Source organism: Nonomuraea sp. B208, assembly GCF_057536035.1.
Genome location: NZ_BAAJOU010000014.1, coordinates 20,679 through 39,909, shown reverse-complemented (window position 1 = coordinate 39,909; position 19,231 = coordinate 20,679). Strand labels below are relative to the sequence as shown.

At 70.8% G+C, this 19,231-nt stretch carries 9 protein-coding genes; 4 read left to right on the top strand and 5 right to left on the bottom strand.

From position 1 onward, the window contains the following. Positions 1–30: 30 nt before the first annotated feature. Complete coding sequence (locus tag AC27IY_RS10810; RefSeq protein ID WP_344219474.1) at positions 31–225, bottom strand: hypothetical protein; 195 nt, start codon at positions 223–225, stop codon at positions 31–33. Between the two features lie 566 nt (positions 226–791). Here AC27IY_RS10810 and AC27IY_RS10805 point away from each other — a divergent pair. Both AC27IY_RS10805 and AC27IY_RS10800 read left to right on the top strand, forming a co-directional pair. Beyond that, positions 792–2,171, top strand: a complete 1,380-nt coding sequence (locus AC27IY_RS10805) for a serine hydroxymethyltransferase (RefSeq protein WP_487177838.1) — start codon at positions 792–794, stop codon at positions 2,169–2,171. A gap of 53 nt (positions 2,172–2,224) precedes the next feature. Beyond that, the gene (locus AC27IY_RS10800) at positions 2,225–3,661 is read left to right on the top strand and encodes a methyltransferase domain-containing protein (protein ID WP_487177837.1); all 1,437 of its coding nucleotides are present in this window, start codon (positions 2,225–2,227) and stop codon (positions 3,659–3,661) included. 151 nt (positions 3,662–3,812) lie between these two features. Here the strand turns inward: AC27IY_RS10800 and AC27IY_RS10795 are convergent, their stop codons facing one another. The 4 genes from AC27IY_RS10795 to AC27IY_RS10780 form a co-directional block, all read right to left on the bottom strand. Beyond that, positions 3,813–9,836, bottom strand: coding sequence for a PKD domain-containing protein (locus tag AC27IY_RS10795; RefSeq protein WP_487177836.1), 6,024 nt, complete (start codon positions 9,834–9,836; stop codon positions 3,813–3,815). Between the two features lie 209 nt (positions 9,837–10,045). Continuing rightward, positions 10,046–10,939, bottom strand: coding sequence for a tetratricopeptide repeat protein (locus AC27IY_RS10790; protein WP_487177835.1), 894 nt, complete (start codon positions 10,937–10,939; stop codon positions 10,046–10,048). Further along, positions 10,929–12,254: an MFS transporter gene (locus AC27IY_RS10785; RefSeq protein WP_487177834.1), complete on the bottom strand. Its 1,326-nt coding sequence runs from the start codon at positions 12,252–12,254 to the stop codon at positions 10,929–10,931. The genes AC27IY_RS10790 and AC27IY_RS10785 overlap by 11 nt, the downstream gene beginning before the upstream one ends. Before the next feature lie 89 nt (positions 12,255–12,343). Continuing rightward, positions 12,344–12,511 carry a hypothetical protein gene (locus tag AC27IY_RS10780; RefSeq protein WP_487177833.1) on the bottom strand — a complete coding sequence of 56 codons (168 nt, stop codon included), beginning with the start codon at positions 12,509–12,511 and terminating at the stop codon, positions 12,344–12,346. 440 nt (positions 12,512–12,951) lie between these two features. On the opposite strand from AC27IY_RS10780, the gene AC27IY_RS10775 reads away from it, so the two are divergent. Together AC27IY_RS10775 and AC27IY_RS10770 are read left to right on the top strand one after the other, a co-directional pair. Next, a complete protein-coding gene (locus AC27IY_RS10775; protein ID WP_487177832.1) occupies positions 12,952–18,342 on the top strand; it encodes a type I polyketide synthase in 5,391 nt (1,796 codons plus the stop codon). Between the two features lie 108 nt (positions 18,343–18,450). Continuing rightward, positions 18,451–19,197 (top strand): SDR family NAD(P)-dependent oxidoreductase, encoded by a 747-nt coding sequence (locus tag AC27IY_RS10770; RefSeq protein WP_487177831.1) that lies wholly within the window; start codon positions 18,451–18,453, stop codon positions 19,195–19,197. Positions 19,198–19,231: the final 34 nt, after the last annotated feature.

The following is a 19,231-nucleotide window of genomic DNA, read 5'->3' as shown; positions in this document are numbered from 1 at the left end:
ACGCCGGCTTCCCCGCGACTTTCACGACGGTCAGCTCTGCTTGCAGTCCCCGCTCTTGCCGTTGCGCAACGCCGTGCAGGTGAAGCCCGTCCCCGGCTCCATGCCGGCCGTGATCACGGAGCCGTCGTCGAGCACGATGTCGATCCCCGCGACGGTGTCAAGGTCCGAGCCGGAGAGCTCGGAAACACCCGCAGGAAGGTCGTCGATCTTGAGAATGCCACGCACGGCATTTCCCCCTTCTGGTTGCACAGGCCATGCCTTATGGCCTGCCGACAGTCTCGCGGGCGCCGCTTGTGCTTCTCTTCAGCACCTTGTCACCCCTTGCGCCCGCTTGAACGACCTGCTCCGCCTGATGGCGTGAGCAGTCAGCGGCGGCCCTTGTACGTGCGCCGCAGATCCTCGGCGCCACGCTCTCCTACGCGAGCGCGCCGCCGACGACTGGTCCCCGCGCGAGGCTCGGCGCCGCGCTGCACGGGGGCCGGCCCAGGGCGAAGGCGTCGGGTTCCATGCGGACGACTGTTCAGCATCGGCCTTGTGGCTCACATGTGGCCACAGCGTCTTCTCGGCGATGAGGACATCGAGGCCGGTGGCGGTCCGCTTGTGAAACCTTGTTTCGCGCACGCCGGTGGGGTCCCCGGTCACAAGCCGGCCACAAGCCGGCCCCCCTACCTTCGCCCCTGGCGGTCCGCGCGGCGCGGCTGCGCCCCTCCCCCCAGGGTCGACACCGGGCGCCACCCTGCCATGCCCGAGATCGACCACGCCTGGTGAGCCGGAAGCACAGGGAGGCACGTATGAAGGAGAGCGCGCTCGGCCGCTGCCTGAGCGAGGGCGTCGACAAGTTACGCCGTGACGATCCCCTGCTGTTCGACCTGCTCGAAAGCGAGCACCGCCGCCAGACGGAGTCGCTGTCCCTGGTCGCCTCCAGCGGGGGCACCGACGCCAGTGTGCTGGCGGTGACGGGGTCCAGCATCGTGAACGTCACCGCCGAGGGATACCCGGGCAGGCGCTACCACGCGGGATGTCGTCACGTCGACCAGGTCGAAGAGCTGGCGATCGAGCGGGCCAAGCGGGTCTTCGGCGCTCGGTACGTCAACGTCCAGCCCCATTGCGCCAGCTTCGCCAACCACAGCGTGATGCAGTCGCTGCTCCGGCCGGGCGAGACCATCCTCGGCATGTCCCTGGACCAGGGCGGCCACCTCACCCACGGGGCGGAGGTCAACCTGAGCGGCAGACTCTTCAAGGCGCACACGTACGGGGTCGACGACGAGGGCGTGATCGACTACCGGCAGCTCGGCGATCTCGCCCGCGCGCACCGGCCCCGGCTGATCGTCTGCGGCACCACCTCCTACACCCGCTTGATCGACTTCGACCGTGTCCGCGCCATCGCCGATGACGTGGGCGCCTACGTTCTGGCCGATGTCACCCACATCGCCGGACTGGTGGCCGCCGGTCTGCACCCGAGCCCCATCGACGCCGCGCACTTCACGACGACGTGCACGTTCAAGCAGTTGTACGGTCCGCGAGGCGGGCTGATCATGATGGGCCGCGACGCGGACGCGCTCAGCGACGACGGCGTACGCACCCTGGCCCAGCGCGTCCAGAGCGCGGTGTTCCCGCTGCTGCAAGGCTCTCCCGAGGTGCACACCATCGCCGCGAAGGCCCGCGCGCTCGGCCGGCTGCTGGACCCGGCCTTCCGCGACCTGGCCCGGCGGATCCGCGCCAACGCCGACGCGCTCGCCCGGTCGCTGGCCGGCCGCGGTTACGAGGTGGTGGGCGGCGGGACCGACAACCACATCGTGCTGTTCCGCGTGCCGGGCGGCCTCACCGGCGCCACTGCCGAGCGGGCCCTGGAGCTCTGCGACATTCTGGTCAACAAGAACAAGATTCCGGGCGACACCCGCGGGGCCACGACGACGAGCGGGGTCCGTCTGGGCAGCAACAGCGTCTCGCTCCGCGGGATGGGCCCGTCGGAGATGGAGCGCTGCGCCGAACTGATCGACACGGTGCTCGCCCACGTCGTCCTGCTGCCCGACGGTGGGCTCACCCTGCCGGACCCGGTGCGCGAGCGGGTGACCGCCTCCGTCCGGGAGCTGTGCCGCGCCTTCCCTCTGCCTTACGAGCTGCCTTACGAGGCCGAGCCGACGGCGTCCACGGGAACGAGGGCGGGTTGATCGACGAGTGGCCCCTTTCTTTCCCTCCAAGCGCTACCGGAAGGCCCGCAGAAATGGATGACGGCAGGAGTTTGACGGCACAGTGGCTGACCTGGGACGAAGCCGCGGATGGGATGCTCGCCCTGCGCAGGCGTGTGTTCGTGGACGAGATGAGCTGGCCGGAGAAGAGGATCCATCGCGACCGGGATCCGGACGGCCTCCACCTCTGCGCCGTGGCCGGCGGAGAGATCGTCTCGGCCATTTCCGCGTACGTCTACGAGCCGGGCGCCCCTGAGCTGGCCGCGCTGGAACTGTCCAGGGTGGAGGGGCCGAGCGTCGGAATAGGCATGCGGGTGGAACTCCCGGAATACCGGGGCCGGTTGCTCACCGCGGAAATCGGAACCTCCATGCTGCGGCAGATCAGCGAATCGCTGCTGCCGTCCCGGTTCTTCGTCTACGTGCACGCCGACACGCTCCTGCACCTCGTCGACCGCTACGCGAGAAGGAACTTCAGCTATCACGCCCAGGTCGGCTCGGGCGCGGACACGGTGGTGGTGATGAAGGTCGAAGGCGAAGAGGAGCTGGAGAGGTTCTACCTGCAACATCGGGATCTCACCAGGAAATACTCGGCCGCCGGCGGCATTCCCGTGCCCTCCCTGGTCCGCTTTCTCGCCGAGAACAAGCGCGCGGACCTCTTGGCGGTGACCGGTCTGGGGGCGGAGAACCATTATCTGCGACAGCTACGCCTTGAGACCGAGGCGCCCCGCCTGGCCTCCCAGGGCCAGGTGATGCTCGCCGAGCAGCGACAGCGCCTGGCCATGACGCCCTTCCCGCCCGCACCCGCGTCACTGCTGGACATCGGAAGCGGGCCGGGAGACTACCTGGCCGCGGTCGCCGAGGCGGCGCCCTTCGCCGGCTATCAGGTGCGCGGCGTCGAACCCGCCGCCGAGCTGCTCACGAGGGCCCGGGCGGCATACCCGGAACTCGACTTCCGCGAAGGCAGCGCGTACGCCACCGACGAGCCGGACTCGTCACACGACGTGATCACCGCGAACTTCGTGTTCGTCCATCTCCGCAGCCCCGATCTCGCACTTCTGGAGATGCGACGGATTCTCCGGCCCGGCGGCCTGCTGTACGTCGTGGACGTCAACGACGCCACCTTCACCGGCCCGGAGGTCGTCCGGCGGATGATGCAGGCCTACAACCAGGCGTACGCCGGCGACCGGCTGATCCTGAACGACCTGCCGGAGCGGGCCCAGGAATTCGGCTTCGAGCTCGTCCGGCAGTTCTCGACGACGGTTCGCGACGGCGGAGGCGCCCGGCCGGTTTTCGGCGAGGACGAGATCCGGCTCGGGAAAGCGGACGCATGGAGTCTGCTCTCTTTCGTGCGCACACAGCCCGGCTGCGCGGAGATCTTCGAAGAGGCGCAGCAGCACTATTTCGCCACGGAGTGCCAGATCAGCCTGAATATCGAGACCCACGTCTATCGGCTGCGAACCGCCACGGCTTGATCGCGGCTTTTTGGGAGCGGCGATCGGATGGCTGAGTCGCGGGCTTCCGCCTGGGTGGCGGAAGCCCGCTGGCACACTCAGCTGTGGTCGTCGTCGATCCGGATGACGCCCTTCATGGTCGGTGCCTGGCCGGAGGACCGGCCCTCACCGCTCAGCGAGCGCCCTTGGCCTGAACGAGCACGTAGGCCTTCTTGCTGGTGGTGGCGGCGCCGTCGTCGTCGGTGACCGTCACCGTGACCGAGTGACGCCCGGGCTTGGTGAAGATGTGCGTCCGCGTGGTGCCGCCCTTGCCCTCGCGCTCGGCCAGAGCGCCGGCGACCTTCCGGCCGTCGACGGTCCAGACGGCCGTGTGGGTGTCTGCGGTGCCCAGGTCGGTGAAGGACGCCTTCAGCGTGACCGGGGTGCCCGTCACGACCACGGTTTCGGCGGCCGGTTCCGCCAGCTTCACCACAGGGGCGGCGCCGGCGGCGTTCACCTTCAGCTGCGCGGTGCCGGTGGCGCCCGTATCGTCGGTGACCCTCACCGTGACCGTACGCTCACCGTTGTCGGTGAACACGTGCTCCAGCTTCAGCTTCTCGCCCTCCACCGGCAGCGCCCGCGGTCCGGTGCCGTCGCCGTAGTCCACACTCGCCGTCCACGCCTTCGACCCGGGATCGGTCAGCGACCCGGTCGCCTGCCAAGTGCCGCCCTCGGTGACCTTGCCGGGCCCCGACAGCTGCACCTTGGGCGCCTGGTCCGGCGTCTCGCCGGCGACGACCGTGGCGGTGAACTTCGCCGCAGTCTGCAGGCCGCCGTTGTCGCGGACCGTCACGGTGACCGGGTAGGTCCCGGCCGTGGCCCACAGGTGCTCCAGACTGATCTGGCCGCCCTTGGGGGTCACCGCCACCGGTCCGGCGCCGTCGCCGTAGTCCACAGTCGCCGTCCAGGCGGCCGAACCGGGATCGGAGAAGGTCACCACCCGCTGGAGCTTCTCGTTCACCGTCAGCTTCACATCCCCGCCCACGGTCGCCGCCGGGGCGATGTCGGCGGCCGGCGGGGCTTCGACGACGTAGTGGATGCCCTCCTCGCTGACGCCGTAGCCGCCCTTGTTGTCGGTCACGATCACGAGGGCCCGCCCCTCGGTCGGGGCCGTGAACGTCCCGGTCACGGTGACGGTGCCGCCACCACCGGCCTTCGGCGTCACCTTGACCTCGCTCTGGGGCTCCCAGTCACCCCACTCCACACCCCACCAGATCTCAGCGGTGTGGGTGTCGCCCGTGTCTCCGTCGGTGTAGGGCACCGTGAACGTGAACGGCTGACCCACCACCCCCGTCAACTCACCCGCCGGGGCCCCGACCACCGGATCGGCGTTGCTCTCGATCCCCCGACCGGCCAGAGTCATCACGTACGACGGATGATCACCATCGGTGATGACGGCGAGCTTCCCACTCGCCGCCCCCAACTGCGTCGGGCTGAACGTCACCCACATCGTGCACGACTTCCCCGGCGCGAGCTTCTTGGGCGACACAGGGCAGTCGTTGGTCTGCCCGAACGGGCCATCGGTCGTGACCGCCGTGACCGGCATGTCGGCGGTGCCGTGGTTGGTCAGCTTCACCTCCAGCGGGAGGCTGGTGGCCCCTATCCGCACAGGATCATCGAAGGTGAGCTTGGTGCGGTTCAACGCGTGGCGGACCGTCACGGTCGCCTCGGCCTTGTTGTTGCCCCTCGCGGGATCCGTCACCTCCATGGTGTACGCCGTCGCCGAGGTCTTGATCGCGACACCGTCGGCGACGTAGGAGGGGATGGTGGCGGTCACCGTGACGGTGGCGCTCCAGCCCGGCTCCAGAACCTTCACCGTGTTGCGGAACCCGCTGCCGCTCTTGAACGGGGTGCACAGACCCCGCGAGGTCTCACACACCGCCCCTTCGGCGGCCGCAGGGATGACCACATCCAGCTGGACGCCGGTCGCGGTGTCGGAGCCCTTGTTGGTCACGGTGCTCGTCCACGTGACGGTCGCACCCGGACCGAGCACGGCCGGCGAGACCTTGTGCGTGACCTCCAGGTCCGCCCGCGGAGTGGACGGAGTCAACAGGTAGGACCGATCCCCCTGCGAAGTCCCATCCTTGATGAACCCGCGGACCAGGATCTTGCCCGAGGAGTTGACGTCCGCGATCGAGGTCACGCCCATGCAGGGCATGACATTCCCGGCGCACTTCGGCAGGGGAAGCAGGTCCTCCAGGTGGTAACGCGCGCCATCCATCCACACCGCCGGCCTCGCGGAGTCGTGCGCGCCGTGGTAGCCGACCACCACACCGTGATCGTTGACGGCGACCGCGCTGCCCTCACCCAGGTCGGTGCGCTGACCGTCCTTCCACGTATAGGCATGCTCGGCGTAGTTCCCGTCCGCCGAGCACGTGCCGTAGCCGACCAGCAGGCCGCCGGCGTTGACGTCCACGGCGGCGCCTTCGTCTGTGGTGCACTTGGGGATCTCCAGCAGCGTGGTCACACCGTTGGCGTGAACGGCCGGTTCACGATCGACGACGTTGCCGGTGGGGTCCCGTTCCTTCACGACGGAACCGGCGACGACGCCCCGGTCGTTGACGGCACCGCCGAGGAAGCGCAGCGGCGTGTCGGGAATCCGCTCGAAGCCGCTCCGCTCCCAGATCCCGGAGTAGCCGTAGGTTAAGTCGTGCCACCTGGACACAGCGGTGAGCACCTGACCGTTGTCGTTCAGATCCTCTGCGAAGCTGTAGGTCGACGGCTCGTGCACCGGATGCAGGTCGGTGACCGAACCGCCGCGGTAGACCACCGCATGCTGCCAGGACCCGTTGTTCTCCCACTTCTCGGCCCAGCCGGACACGTCGCCGGCCTCGTTGATGCCCGTGGCACCCGACGGGCAGCGGGCCTCGCCCGAACCCTCACACGACAGGCCGCCCAGGTCGGTGAACGCACCGGCCTCCCAGCGCACGGCCCGCCGGTCATCGCCACCAGAGGTTCCCACCGTGGCCGCGACCTGACCACGGTCGTTCAGCGCCACCACCTCGGTCCGATCGGCGGTGTAGCCGGGCAGCGCGCCGATCTCGGTCACCTTGTAGGCGCCGAACCTGGCCTCCACCGTGTGCGGGCCGTCCATGGTGACCGTCAGCTCACCCGCGCCCCGCTCCTGACCATCGATGACCCATGCGATCGGGAGGTACCCGTCCTCAGGGGTCGCGGTCACCTTCACCTTCGTCCCGGCCCGGTAGGTGTCCTGCGCCGGCGACGCCGACACCGAACCACCCGGCCCGGCCGACAACTTCAGCGCGAACTCACGGGTGTCCGGCTTGGCCACCGTCACCGGCACCAGCGTGGACCGCTCGCCCTTACCGGTCCCGGCCACGACCGTGACCGGATACGAGCCGTCGGCCAGTTCCTCGGTGACACCGCCGTACTTGCCGTCGTCGGCGGCCTCGTCCCCGCTGTTCCCGTCGTCCTTCAGCGGCACCTCCTTCCGGGTGCCGTCGCCCAGGGTCAGAACAGCCCGCACCGCGACCCCGGTCACCGGCTGGCCGCCGTCGGTCACGGCCGCCTTGACCGCGACCTTGCCGTCCTGCGACGCCTCGGCCGTGGCCGTCACCTTCACCGGGTTGTCCACGATCCAGGTACCCAGCTCGGCCTTGACCGGCTCGGCACCCGTGTTGGTGATCTCCAGCTTCCACGCCCCCGCCTGCGGCGCATCGACGCTCAGCCCCTGGACGACCTCCATGGCCTCCTCGCTGCCCGCCGCGTACTGCGCGGCCACCTTGCCCGACGGGTCCCGCAGCGCCAGCCCCGCCGTCTCCGGCAGCGTTCCGACGACGCCGAACTCGGTGCCTTCCGGCACCTCCACCGGCACGCTCGCCGTCTTGCCCGGCTCCACCGTGGCCTCGAGCGAGGCGAAGATCGAGCTCTCACCACCGGCGGTGGCTTCGGCCTTCTCCTCACCGGCAGCGGCAGCCTCCCCACGCAGCCCGGGCAGGTCATCGGACAGCAACGACACGAGCCGCGGCCTGACATAGTCGTTGAACGCCTCCTGCGAGCCGGTCATGCTCGTGTGGGCGATCTCCATGGTCGGCGTGTCCTCGACCCCGTGTCGGGCACTCCACGCCGGCACGATCCTGTCACCGTCGTTGCGCACATCGGCATCGGGCTCGGGGACCTCCTTCCAGCCGCACAGAAGCGGCTTGCCCGTGCCCACCATGTTGGAGAACAGCACACCCTTCAGATTCGTGGTCTTCGGGTTGAAGTCATGCTGCATGTACTCCATGGTGTTTTCCCACGTCGCGGGGTACCAAGGAACGCTCTTTCCCGCCTTATGCGTGAACTGGACCAGCTTGTCGGCACAAGGACTTCCCGCGTTCGGGGCGCCCATCGCGATCAGGCGGCGCACCACCGGCTTGCCGTCCTCGACCGGCTTCATCTCCCGGGCGATGTACTCACGGCTGATCGTCGTGCCCATCGAATGAGCGATCAGGTTCACATGGTGCGCGCCCTCGGCGGTGCGTACCTCGTCGATCGTCTGGCCCAGCATCGCGGCGTTCAACGGCAGAGGATAGGTCGCCAGGTTCGGAAGGGCCTTGATGCCGGTGCTGAGAGTGCCGGCCGCCTTGCCCGTCAAGAGCGGATGCGCGGACTTCAGGAACGCCGAGTACTTACCCCAGGTGAGGGCACTGCTGTTCCAGCCGTGCACCATCACCACAGGCAGCGGCCGGACGACGATCGGCTTGGTCGCCTTGCTCTCGTCCTCGACATCCTTGAGGACCCGAGCGGTCACCGAGCGGTTCGAATACGGCTGACCATCACGCCAGGCCAGACCCGTGGTGTCCCAGGACACCCGCTTGGTGACCGTGTCCTTCGGTGGGACGGTCACCTCGAACCTTCCGTCACGCACCACCTTCCCGGTCCCGTCCTCGACCACCTCCAGCGTCCGGCGCACCGGTATGTCGTTGGGGTTGTGGAGCGTGACCGTGGCACGGACCAGGTTGCCCTCGACCGCTCCCTGCTCCGGCACCGGGACCCAGCTGTTGGAGGGGTAGACCACGGTGTCGAGTTCCAGCGATTCGATCTGGACCTTCTCCGACCCCAGGTCGAGCAGGAAGGCGTGGTCCACGTCCGATCCCGCGGGCCGGCCGATGCCGACGATCTGGCCGACATCGTTGATGCCGGTGGCATCCTTCAGGGTCCAGTCCGAACCCGGCGGCAACAGGGTGTTCAGGTCGGTTCCCGCGCCGCCCTGGTACAGAGCGGCATGCGCGGAGTAGCTGCCGCTGCCCTCCTTGATGTTGATCATCCCCACGCCGACGCCGGCCTCGTTGATCGCCTTCACCTGGCCGCCGTACGCATGGGGAATGTCCTGCTTGTGGGACCCCCCGTTCTTGTCCCACATGATGGGAACGTCCAACGGGGTCTCGTCCACGTAGCCGGCGGCCTCGCCCTTGTCGTTGACGGCGAGGGCCCGGGTCTTGTAGGCGCCGGGGACCTCGAGCTCGTCCCGGTCGAGATCGAGAGGCTCGCCGGGCCTGCTCCGGAAGGCACGCAGGAGGGTGGGCGCGTCGGGGTCCATGTCGGCCCAGCCGACGACGGATCCGGAGTTGTTCAGCGCCGAAGCCTCCACGTACTGACCCTTGAACGCTTCGAGCTTGAGCTCGGAGCCGTCGGGATCGCGTACATGATCGCCCGCGACCTGACCGCGGTCGTTGATGGCGACCGCCCATCTGCCCAGGGGAGTGACCTTGCCGGCTTTGACGAGATACACCTTTTGTCCGACGTCGTCTTTGTAGCCGAACGAGGTGACGACCACCGAGCCGTCGTCGCTGACCTCCCAGGGAGTGCTCACGTCCTTACTGGGATCGAGGCCGAGGAGCGCATGAAGATCCGTCACAGATCCGGCGGAGGACAGCCTGGCCTGAGGACGACCGTTGTCCCAGTTGGGGTCCCCGACCGCCCAGGTGACTTCACCCTTGTTGTTGACGTCCGTGACGGTACCGCCCGTGCCCACGAGGGAGCCGAGATCCGTGATCTTGGCCGGGGGGTCGGCGGACGCCGCCGCAGTGGCCGGGGACGGTGACGGTGTGGGTGCGGCGCTCGCGGGTGCGGGCACGGCGAGGGCGCTGAGCATCGCGACCAGCGCGGGAATCGCCGCCCGCCTCGCGAGGGCGCGGCTGAGTAACCACGTCAAGGAAGATTCTCCAGAGCAGGGCCGCGCACCAGGCGCGGCCGGGGGGACGTAGAGGCGAGGGCCCGCCTTTGGTGGTTTCCGTGGACTGCCGGCGCTGCGTGTCGCAGTGCCGGATCCGCGGGACAGCGATCAGGGTGCCCCATCGCCCTTGTGGCTCGTTTGGCCTCCTTGTCAAAGTTCATCCCGACTTGACCCGGGACCGTCGGCGGTCAGCTTGGCGGTGCGTCGTCGGCGGCCGTTCCGCCTTCCAGTGACCGCGTACAGGAATCGAGATTGCGCAGGCACGCCAGCCGGACCGGCTGCTCCCGCTCCACCTCGTGGTGGAGCAGGGCGACCGCCCGCCGGAGGATCGACGCGGCCGTCCGCGGCCTGCCGCGCTTCCAGACGGTCATGGCGAGGTTGTTCAGTGCCACCGCCAGTTCGGGGTGAGACCGGCCCAGCAGCGTCTCCTTGATCATGAGGACCCTGCGGTACGCCGACTCGGCCGCGTCCAGCTCTCCCCTCGCGTACTGGATGGCGGCGAGGTTGTTCAGGGCGGACGCGACCTCGTAGTGATCGGCCCCGAGTTCCCTCTCGAAGACGGCGAGGGCGTCGCGCAACAGGCGCTCGGCCTCCTCGTCCCGGCCGAGCTCGTGCAGGATCGCGGCGAGCGCCGCCTTGTCGGCGGCGACCCGCGGGTGGTCGGGGCGGCATGCCCGCTGCCGTATCTCCAGCGCCCGGCGGGCGAAGGGCTCGCCCCGCGCGTGCGTCCCACGCGCGTGGTTCAGCCCGCCGAGGTTGTGGTTGATGTCGGCGACGAAGGGGTGTGCCACGTCGAGGTGTGCCTCGACGATCCCGAGCGCGCGCCGGTACGACCGCTCGGACTCGTCGAATATTCCGATGTACTTGTAGAGCACGCCCAGGCTGTTGCAGACCCGCCCCACGTCCAGGGAGTCAGGGCCGAAGGCCTCCTCGGCGAGGGTCAGCGCGTTCCTGAGCGTCGTCTCGGCATCGCGGTAGCGGCCGCTTCGCCGGAGCGACTCCCCGAGCCCGGTCAGCAGGAGCAGGCGGGCGTCCGGCCCGGCCGGCTCCGTCACGCCGTTCCGGGGGCCGTCATCCATCATGCGTCCCCTCTCCCTGTCCCACCTGGACGGCGGAGCCGGCCGGGGTCGCGGCGACGAGGTTCGCCGAGGCGGGCAGGAGGCGTTCGAGCCGGAACGCCCGCAGCGCGACGAGGCCGAGCACCAGGACCATGCAGGCGAACAGAGCCGGTCCGTGACCGGCGCCGAGCACGGTCCCCGCCACCGCGGGTCCGATGACGACCCCGGCCGTCCCCGCGAGGCTGTAGGCCCCGTTGTACCGGCCGCGCGTCGAGTCCGAAGCCAGGTCGTTGACGATCGCTGGGAGGGTCGGGGACAGAAGCGTCTCCCCGACGGCGAACACGAACATCGCGACGGCGAAGCCGGCCGGCGCGGACGATCCGGCCGTTCCCGTCGCGGCCCACAGCACGATCAGCCACGCGGCCGCCATCAGCGCGGCGGAGAGCGCGAACCCCCGGGTGCGGCGTCTGCCGTCCATGAGGCGGAGGACGACGAGCTGCGCGAGAATGACCGTGACCGTGTTCACCACGAGGGTGAGTTGCAGCCCGGCCGCGTCGAGCCCGCCGGTCCGGGTGGCGAATATCGGGTACGCGCTGTAGAGCTGTGCGTACCCGAAGGCGAACACCCCCACCACCGACAACCAGATGGGCAGCAGGACCCGGTCGGTGAGTATCTCCCGGTATCCACGGGCTGCCCGGGGCTCCGGCGGGACTCGCCGGTCGCCGGCGGCGATCGGCGACGCCTGCCGGTGTCCGCGCGTCGCGAGGGAGATCACGACAGCGAGGACGAGGAACGTGGCCGCGTCCAGAAGATAGATGGTGACGAAGCTCTGGGCCGAGGAGAAAGTCACCGTGAACGCGGCCAGCAGCCCCCCGGCGCTGAGCCCGACGTTGAGGGAGGCGTGCCGGACCGCGAACACCTGCGAGCGCCGGTCGGCGGGAACCGACGTGCCGACAAGCGCCTGGAAGGACGGCTCGGTGATCGCGGCGCCGAGCCCGTACAGGCCGGCCGCGAGGAATCCCTGCCAGGCCGACCTGACACCGATCATCGCCGCCGTGCCGGCCGCCGCGAGGACGAGACCCGTCACGGCGGGCCACCGCGCTCCGAAGCGATCCGTCAGCAGGCCGCCGACGGGATTTCCGACGAGTCCCATGGCCGCGACCGTCGACAGGATCGGCCCGGCCGTGCCGAGCTCGATCCCGCGCACCTGATTCAGATAGATGAGGAAGAAGGGGAGGGTCAGCCCGGTGCCGAGCGCGGAGACGGCGTCGCCGCCGAGGATGAGCCACGCCCGCCGGGGAAGTTGGGGAATCAGGCCGCGCACCGGCACCGATTGCATCTGTCGTTCTCGCCTTCTCCTGGTCCGAGGCGGGCGGGGGCGTTCGCGCCGGAGCGCCGGCCCGCCCGCCTCGGACTGCTACATGCGGGTCAGGCGAGGACGGTCTCGTTGTGGTTGAGGCTCAGGCCCGGAGTGTCCGTCACGACGGTCTCGTTGTGATTCATGATCAGGCCGGGCGTTGCGTCGTCCTGGGGGCGGTCGTCCCACAGGACGGTCTCGTTGTGGTTGAGGCTCAGTCCCGGCTCGATGAAGGGCATCGTCACTCTCCTTGTGAAACGGCTCGGTCCGAGGTGCCGAGCCGATCGGTTGAGACCCCGTCAGGCTGAGCCGCCGCGCTCACGATTCGCTTGTCGTCCTTGGGCATCCTGGGATTCGTTTGCCGGCGGCGCCGGGCGGGCCGGGCCTCCGGACTCCCCGCGCAGCAGCACCGTGACGTGCCTGTCCCCATGTGCGCCCAGCCGCTGACAAGGTCATCTGCTTGTCCGCAAGAGCCCCAAGCCGTTTCCCTGTGCCGGCGGGCATCGTGGTCCGTGCCCGGAGGACTGCTCCAGGGGAGAGACCTCCGTCGGCGCATCGCTCGGCGGCACGACAGGCTCGCCTCGCCCCCCACCCCGTGCTCTCCATGACCGCGCCGCCTTCAGGTGTGCGCCCGTGGACTCCTCAGCTTTCCGTCACCAGCAACAAAGGGGCCTCCAGGATGACTTCGATCGGCGCAGCTCAGCCCGTTTCCGAACCGATCGCCGTGATCGGCATGGCCTGCCGGCTGCCCGGCGCCCGTTCCCCGCAGGAGCTGTGGGAGCTGCTCCGCCGCGGGGAGAACATGATCACCGAGGTCCCCCCGGACCGGTTCCCCGTCGAGGAGGTCTACCACCCGGTTCCCGGCACCTCGGGGAAGCTGTCGTCCCGCTACGGCGGGTTCGTCACCGGCGTCGACCAGTTCGATGCGGAGTTCTTCGGCATCTCGCCGCGAGAAGCCGCGGCCATGGATCCGCAGCACCGCATGATGATGGAGGTGGCCTGGGAGGCGTTCGAGGACGCCGGCCTCACGCTCGACGAGATGCCCGGCCTGACCGGGGCGGTCTTCACCGGCGTCATCACCAGCGACTACTGGGACCGGCAGTCGGGTGTTCCCGACAAGCTGGACGTCCACACGGTCACGGGCAGCACCCGCGGCGGCAACGCCGGTCGCATCTCCTACGCCCTGAACCTGTCGGGCATGAGCGTGGCCCTCGACGCGGCCTGCTCCTCCTCACTGGTGGCCATCCAGCTCGCCGTGCAGTCACTGCGCGCCGGATCATGCGACCTGGCCTTCGCGGGCGGGGTCAACCTCATCCTCACCCCCGACCACGCGATCGGGTTCTCGCAGGGGTCGATGATGGCGCCGGACGGCCAGTGCAAGACCTTCGACGCCCGCGCCGACGGCTACGTCCGCAGCGAGGGGGCGGGAGTCGTCGTGCTGAAGACCCTCACGCGGGCGCTGGCCGACGGCGATCGGATCCATGCCCTGGTGCGTGGCGGCGCCGCCAGCAACGACGGCCACGGGGAGAGCTTCATGGCCCCCCAGATCGCCGGGCAGTCGGCCGGGCTGAAGGCGGCCTACCGCGACGCGGGGGTGGACCCGCTGAGCGTCGCGTACGTGGAGGCGCACGGGACCGGCACCAGCGCCGGCGACCCGGTGGAGATCACCGCTCTGGACGCGGTCCTCGGCCGGGGCCGGCCGGCCGATCGGCCGCTCCTGGTCGGCTCGGTCAAGACCAACCTCGGCCACACCGAGGGCGCGGCCGGTGTGACCGGTCTGATCAAGAGCGTGCTGTGCGTCAAGCACGGCTGGCTCCCGGCCAGCCTCAACTTCACCACCCCCAATCCCGCGATCGATTGGGACCGCCTGCGGGTGCGGGTCTGCGACACGGGCCGGCCGTGGCCGGAGGGGCCCGGCCCTCGGCGGGCCGGGGTCAGCAGCTTCGGCATCACCGGCACCAACGCCCACATCGTCGTGGAGGAGCCGCCGGCCACCTCTCAGGCGCCCGCCGAAGGCGACGACCGCCCGGTCCTGTTGCCGCTGTCCGCGCGCAATCCGGAGGCGCTGGCCGCCCTGGCCGGACGCTACCGCGACCTGCTGCGTACCGGCTCCACGCCGCTGGAGCAGGTCGCCGCCGCGGCCGGCGTACGGCGCACCCACCACGACTTCCGGTGCGCGGTGGTCGCGGGCACCCGGGAGGAGGCCGCCGCCAGGCTGGACGCCTTCGCCGCGGACGGCCCCTCGGACGGGACGTACAGCGGCGAGACCGAGACCGGTCGGACGGCGGAGCGGCGCCGGACCGCCTGGGTGTTCCCCGGGCAGGGGGCGCAGTGGGCCGGCATGGGCCGTGACCTGCTCGACAGCGAACCGGTCTTCGCCGAGACGATCGCCTCGTGCGAGCGCGCCATGCGGTCGTACGTCGACTGGTCGCTGACCGACGAGCTCACCGCGGCTCCGCAGACCTCCCGGCTGACGAGGGCGGACGTGGCCCAGCCGGTCATCTTCGCGGTGCAGGTGGCGCTCGCCCGCCTGTGGCGCTCCTGGGGCTTCGAACCCGACGCGGTGATCGGGCACTCGATGGGCGAGGTGGCCGCCGCGCACGTGGCCGGGATCCTCGACCTCGACGACGCCGCCCGGATCATCTGCGGCCGCAGCCGGCTCGCCCGCGCCATCGCCGGTGGGCACGGCGCGATGGCCGCCGTCGAGTTGCCGTACGAGCGCGCCCGGGAGCGGGTGGCCGGGTACGGCGGCAGGGTGGTGGTGGGGGTGAGCAACAGCCCCACCTCGTGCGTGCTCGCCGGCGAGCCGCGGGAGATCGACGCCATCCTGCGCGACCTGGACGCCGAGGGCGTGTTCGGCAGGCGGGTGCAGGTGGACTTCGCCTCGCACAGCCCGCAGATGGACCCGCTGCGCGAGCCCCTCCTTGAGCTTCTCGCCCCCCTGCGGCCCCGAGAGGGCGACATCCCGCTGTGCTCCACGGTCACCGGCCGCTTCCTGCCGGGAGGGGACATGGACGCCGCCTACTGGGTCGACAACCTGCGCGAGCCGGTGCTGTTCGCCGACGCCGTCCAGCAGCTGGCCGAGGCGGGGTTCGACACCTTCGTCGAGTTCAGCCCTCATCCCCTGCTGGCCAGGGCGGTCCGGCAGAACCTGCGCCACACCGGCCGGGACGGGATCGTGGTCACCGCCCTCACCCGTGACACGCCCGGCCGTACCGCCCTGCTGGAGGCCGCGGCCGAGCTGTACGTCACCGGCCGCAAGGTGGACTTCGCCCTGATGCAGCCCTACGGCCCGCACCACGTCGCCCTGCCGGGCTACCCGTGGCAGCACCGGCGCCACTGGAGACACGCCGACCCGGCACGGGCCGCACGTGGGCCCGCCGGCCAGGACCGCACCGGCCACCCGATCACCGGCACGCCGCTGCGGCTGGCGCCCGACGACCACCTGCTGTGGGAGCTCGAACTCGACCTCGATCGGCTGCCCTACCTGAACGACCACCGCGTGCACGGGATGCCGATGCTGTCCGGCACGACCTACCACGAGCTCGCTCTCGCGTCGGGCCAGGACGCCTATCCCGACCAGCCCTTCCAGGTGGAGGACCTGCTCATGGAACGCGCGCTGTTCCTGACCGCCGGCACCCCCCGCCGCCTGCAGGCCCGCCTGGACGCGGCGGCCGAGGACGGGAGCCGCCGCTGGGCGTGCTTCGCCGCCGAACCCGGCTCCTCCCCCGGCGGGCCCGCGCAGTGGATTCGGCTCGCCGCCGCGCTGCTGCGCCCGTGCCCGCCTGACTCGCGGGACGGCGTGGCCGACGTCCCCGACCTCACCGGTCACTGCGAGCCGGTCGACGTGGCCGCGCACTACGCGGCCCAGCGTGATCGTGGCATCGAGCAGACGGGGCCGTTCGCGGGCGTGGCCGCCCTCCGCCGGGCCGATGGAGCCGTCGCCGCCGAGCTCACCGTGCACGACGACATCGTGGGCGACCTGGAACGCTACGTCTTCCATCCGGCGTTGCTGGACTCGGCCCTCCAGCCGGTGATGACCCTGCTCGGCGACACCGGCGCCGCGCGGGACACCTACCTGCCGGTGCGCACCGCGCGCTGCCGCGTGCACGCCCGGCCGGAGGCGGGCCGCCGCCTGTGGTCGCGTGCCGTGCGGACGTCCGCGCCGCTCGACGACGACCTGGTCGAGTTCGACGTCCTGATCGGTGACGAGACCGGCCGGCCGCTCGCGACCGTCGAGGGCTTCCGGCTCAGGAGGCTGGTCACGGATCCGCCCGAGGTCGCCGAGCAGAAGGCGCGGCGGCTGCTGCACGGGGTGGAGTGGACGGAGCTGGAACCGCTCACCGGCCCGGCGGCGGAGCGGGAGAACTGGCTGGTCGTGGCCGACGGCTCCGCCCTCGGGGCCCGGCTGCGCGCCACTCTCGCCGCCCGCGGGGGTCACACCGTCCTGGTGCAGCCGGGCGACGGCTACCGGCGACTCGGCCCCGACCACTACCAGCTGGATCCCGCGTCGGAAGCCGACTGGAAGAGGCTCGTCGAGCAGCGGGAGCTCGACGGCCTCTGGCCGCCGAAGGCGTTCGTGCACCTGGCCGCCGCGGACGCCCCCAGCTGGGGAACGGGCTCCCTGGAGAGCTCTTTCGACGTGCTGTGCCTGGTCAGGGCCATGACCACCTTCGGCCTGCAACCCGCTTCCCGCCTCTGGCTGGTCACCACCGCCGCGCAGGCCCCGAACGGGACCGGCGACGTCGACCCCGGGCAGACGGCCGTATGGGGCCTCGGCCGCGTGGTCCCCTACGAGCACCCCGAGCTGCGCTGCTCGATGGTCGACCTCTCCTCGGACCCGGGCCCCGACGAGCTTCGCGCCCTGCACGCCGAGATCAGCGCCGACGGGGCGGAGACCGAGATCGCCCTGCGGGGCGGCCGCAGGTACGCCGCGCGGCTCCGGCACCGGCCGCTGCCCGCCGCGCGTCCGGTCCCCGTCCGCTCCGACGCGACCTACCTCGTCGCCGGCGGGTTCGGCGGCGTCGGTCTGCTCACCGCCGAATGGCTCGTCCGGCACGGCGCCCGCCACCTCGTACTCGTGGGCCGGACCGGCGCGCCGGCCGAGGCCGCCGATCGGATCGCCGCGATGACGGACGAGGGCGTGCGCGTCCACCTCGCCGCGACCGACATCACCTCCCGGGCTCGGCTGGCCGGCCTGCTCGACGAGATCGGCCGGAGCATGCCGCCTCTGCGCGGAGTCGTCAACTCCGCCGTCGTCCTCGACGACGGGACGCTCGCGCAACTCGACCGCACCCGCTTCTTCACCCCGATACCGCCCAAGGTCGACGGGTCGTGGAACCTGCACGAGCTCACCCGTGACCTGCCCCTCGACTTCTTCCTCCTCTATTCCTCCGCGGCCTCCCTGATCGGTTCGCCGGGCCAGGGCAACTACTCCGCCGCCAACGCCTACCTCGACGGGCTGGCATGGCATCGGCGGGCGAACAACCTGCCCGCCCTCAGCGTCAACTGGGGGCAGTGGAGCGGCACTGGACAGGTCGCCAAGGCCGGCAAGGACCTCCGCCTGGACGAGCGCGGTTTCGCCGGGTTCGATCCCGCAGACGCCCTGACGGCCCTCGAGCGCCTGCTCACGGACCCGCCCTCCCAGGCGGGCGTCATGTCCTTCGACCCCGTCATGTGGACGCACTACTTCCCCGCCCTGCGCTCCTCCTCTCTCTTCGGCGAACTCGTGGCGGACTCTGCACCGGACGCCGCCGACGCATCCCGGCTGACCCGCGGCATGCTCGCCGAGCACGACGCCGCAGCCGCGGCACGCCTCGTCACGGCCTATCTCTGCGCCCAGATCGCGGACATCGTCCAGCTTCCCCGGGAGCAGGTCGGCCCGGCGCAGCGCCTGCACCGGCTGGGCCTCGACTCCCTGATGGCGGTCCAGTTGCGCAACCGCGTCACGCTCGACCTCGACGTCACCCTGCCGACCGCGGTGTTCCTGCAGGGCCGCTCGATCGGCGACCTCGCGGCGGTGGTCCTCGACCACCTCGGGTCCTTCCCGGCCCGGCCAGAGCGCCCCTGAACCGGCCGGAGGAAGCCGGGCGCCGAGTCGGCGCCCGGCTTTCCCGTCCCCGACACCACCGTAGGAACCAGCCTCCCGCGAGCGGACCGGGAGAAAGGCAGCAGCAGCATGAACGGACTCACAGGCAAGGTCGCGCTGGTCACCGGTGGATCGCGCGGCATCGGCGCAGCGACGGCCCGCGCGCTCGCCGACGACGGCGCGGACGTGGCCGTCAGCTACACGACCTCGGCCGGCAAGGCCGCGGCGGTGGTGGGCGAGCTCCAGGCCAGGGGCGTGCGCGCGGCGGCGTTCAGGGCCGACCAGGCCGACCCTCGCCAGGTGGAGACACTGATCGGCGCGGTCGTGGAGCGCTTCGGCCGGCTCGACATCCTGGTGAACAACGCCGCCGTCTTCGTGCTGGGCCCGGTCGACGGACCCGCCGGCGACGCCGCCGCGTACGCCCACCAGGAGGCGGTCAACTACAGCGGCGTGGTCGCGACCATCCGCGCCGCGACCAGGGTGATGGAGAACGGCGGCCGGATCATCACGGTCGGCTCCGTGGTCAGCATGCGCGCCGGATGGCCGGGCGTCGCGGACTACGCCACGACCAAGGGCGCCGCGGCGGCCTACACCAGGGCGGTGGCGCGGGACCTCGCGCCCAGGGGCATCACCGCCAACGTCGTCCAGGTCGGCTGCGCCGACACCGACATGAACCCCGCCGACGGCGTGTACGCGCCCGGGTTCCTCCCGGGCATCGCCCTCGGCCGTTACGCCCGCCCCGAGGAGATCGCGGCCCCGATCGCGTTCCTCGCCGGTCCCTCCGCCTCCTACATCACCGGGGCCGTACTCAACGTCGACGGCGGCTTTCTCGCATAGGCGAGCACGCTGCGGCGCGACCCTCACCACATCA

Excerpts from the sequence above, each read along its gene's own strand:
- AC27IY_RS10805 (WP_487177838.1), top strand. The coding sequence starts at position 792 with ATGAAGGAGAGCGCGCTCGGCCGCTGCCTGAGCGAGGGCGTCGACAAG.
- AC27IY_RS10800 (WP_487177837.1), top strand. The coding sequence starts at position 2,225 with ATGGATGACGGCAGGAGTTTGACGGCACAGTGGCTGACCTGGGACGAA.
- AC27IY_RS10790 (WP_487177835.1), bottom strand. The coding sequence starts at position 10,939 with ATGATGGATGACGGCCCCCGGAACGGCGTGACGGAGCCGGCCGGGCCG.
- AC27IY_RS10785 (WP_487177834.1), bottom strand. The coding sequence starts at position 12,254 with ATGCAATCGGTGCCGGTGCGCGGCCTGATTCCCCAACTTCCCCGGCGG.
- AC27IY_RS10780 (WP_487177833.1), bottom strand. The coding sequence starts at position 12,511 with ATGCCCTTCATCGAGCCGGGACTGAGCCTCAACCACAACGAGACCGTC.
- AC27IY_RS10775 (WP_487177832.1), top strand. The coding sequence starts at position 12,952 with ATGACTTCGATCGGCGCAGCTCAGCCCGTTTCCGAACCGATCGCCGTG.
- AC27IY_RS10770 (WP_487177831.1), top strand. The coding sequence starts at position 18,451 with ATGAACGGACTCACAGGCAAGGTCGCGCTGGTCACCGGTGGATCGCGC.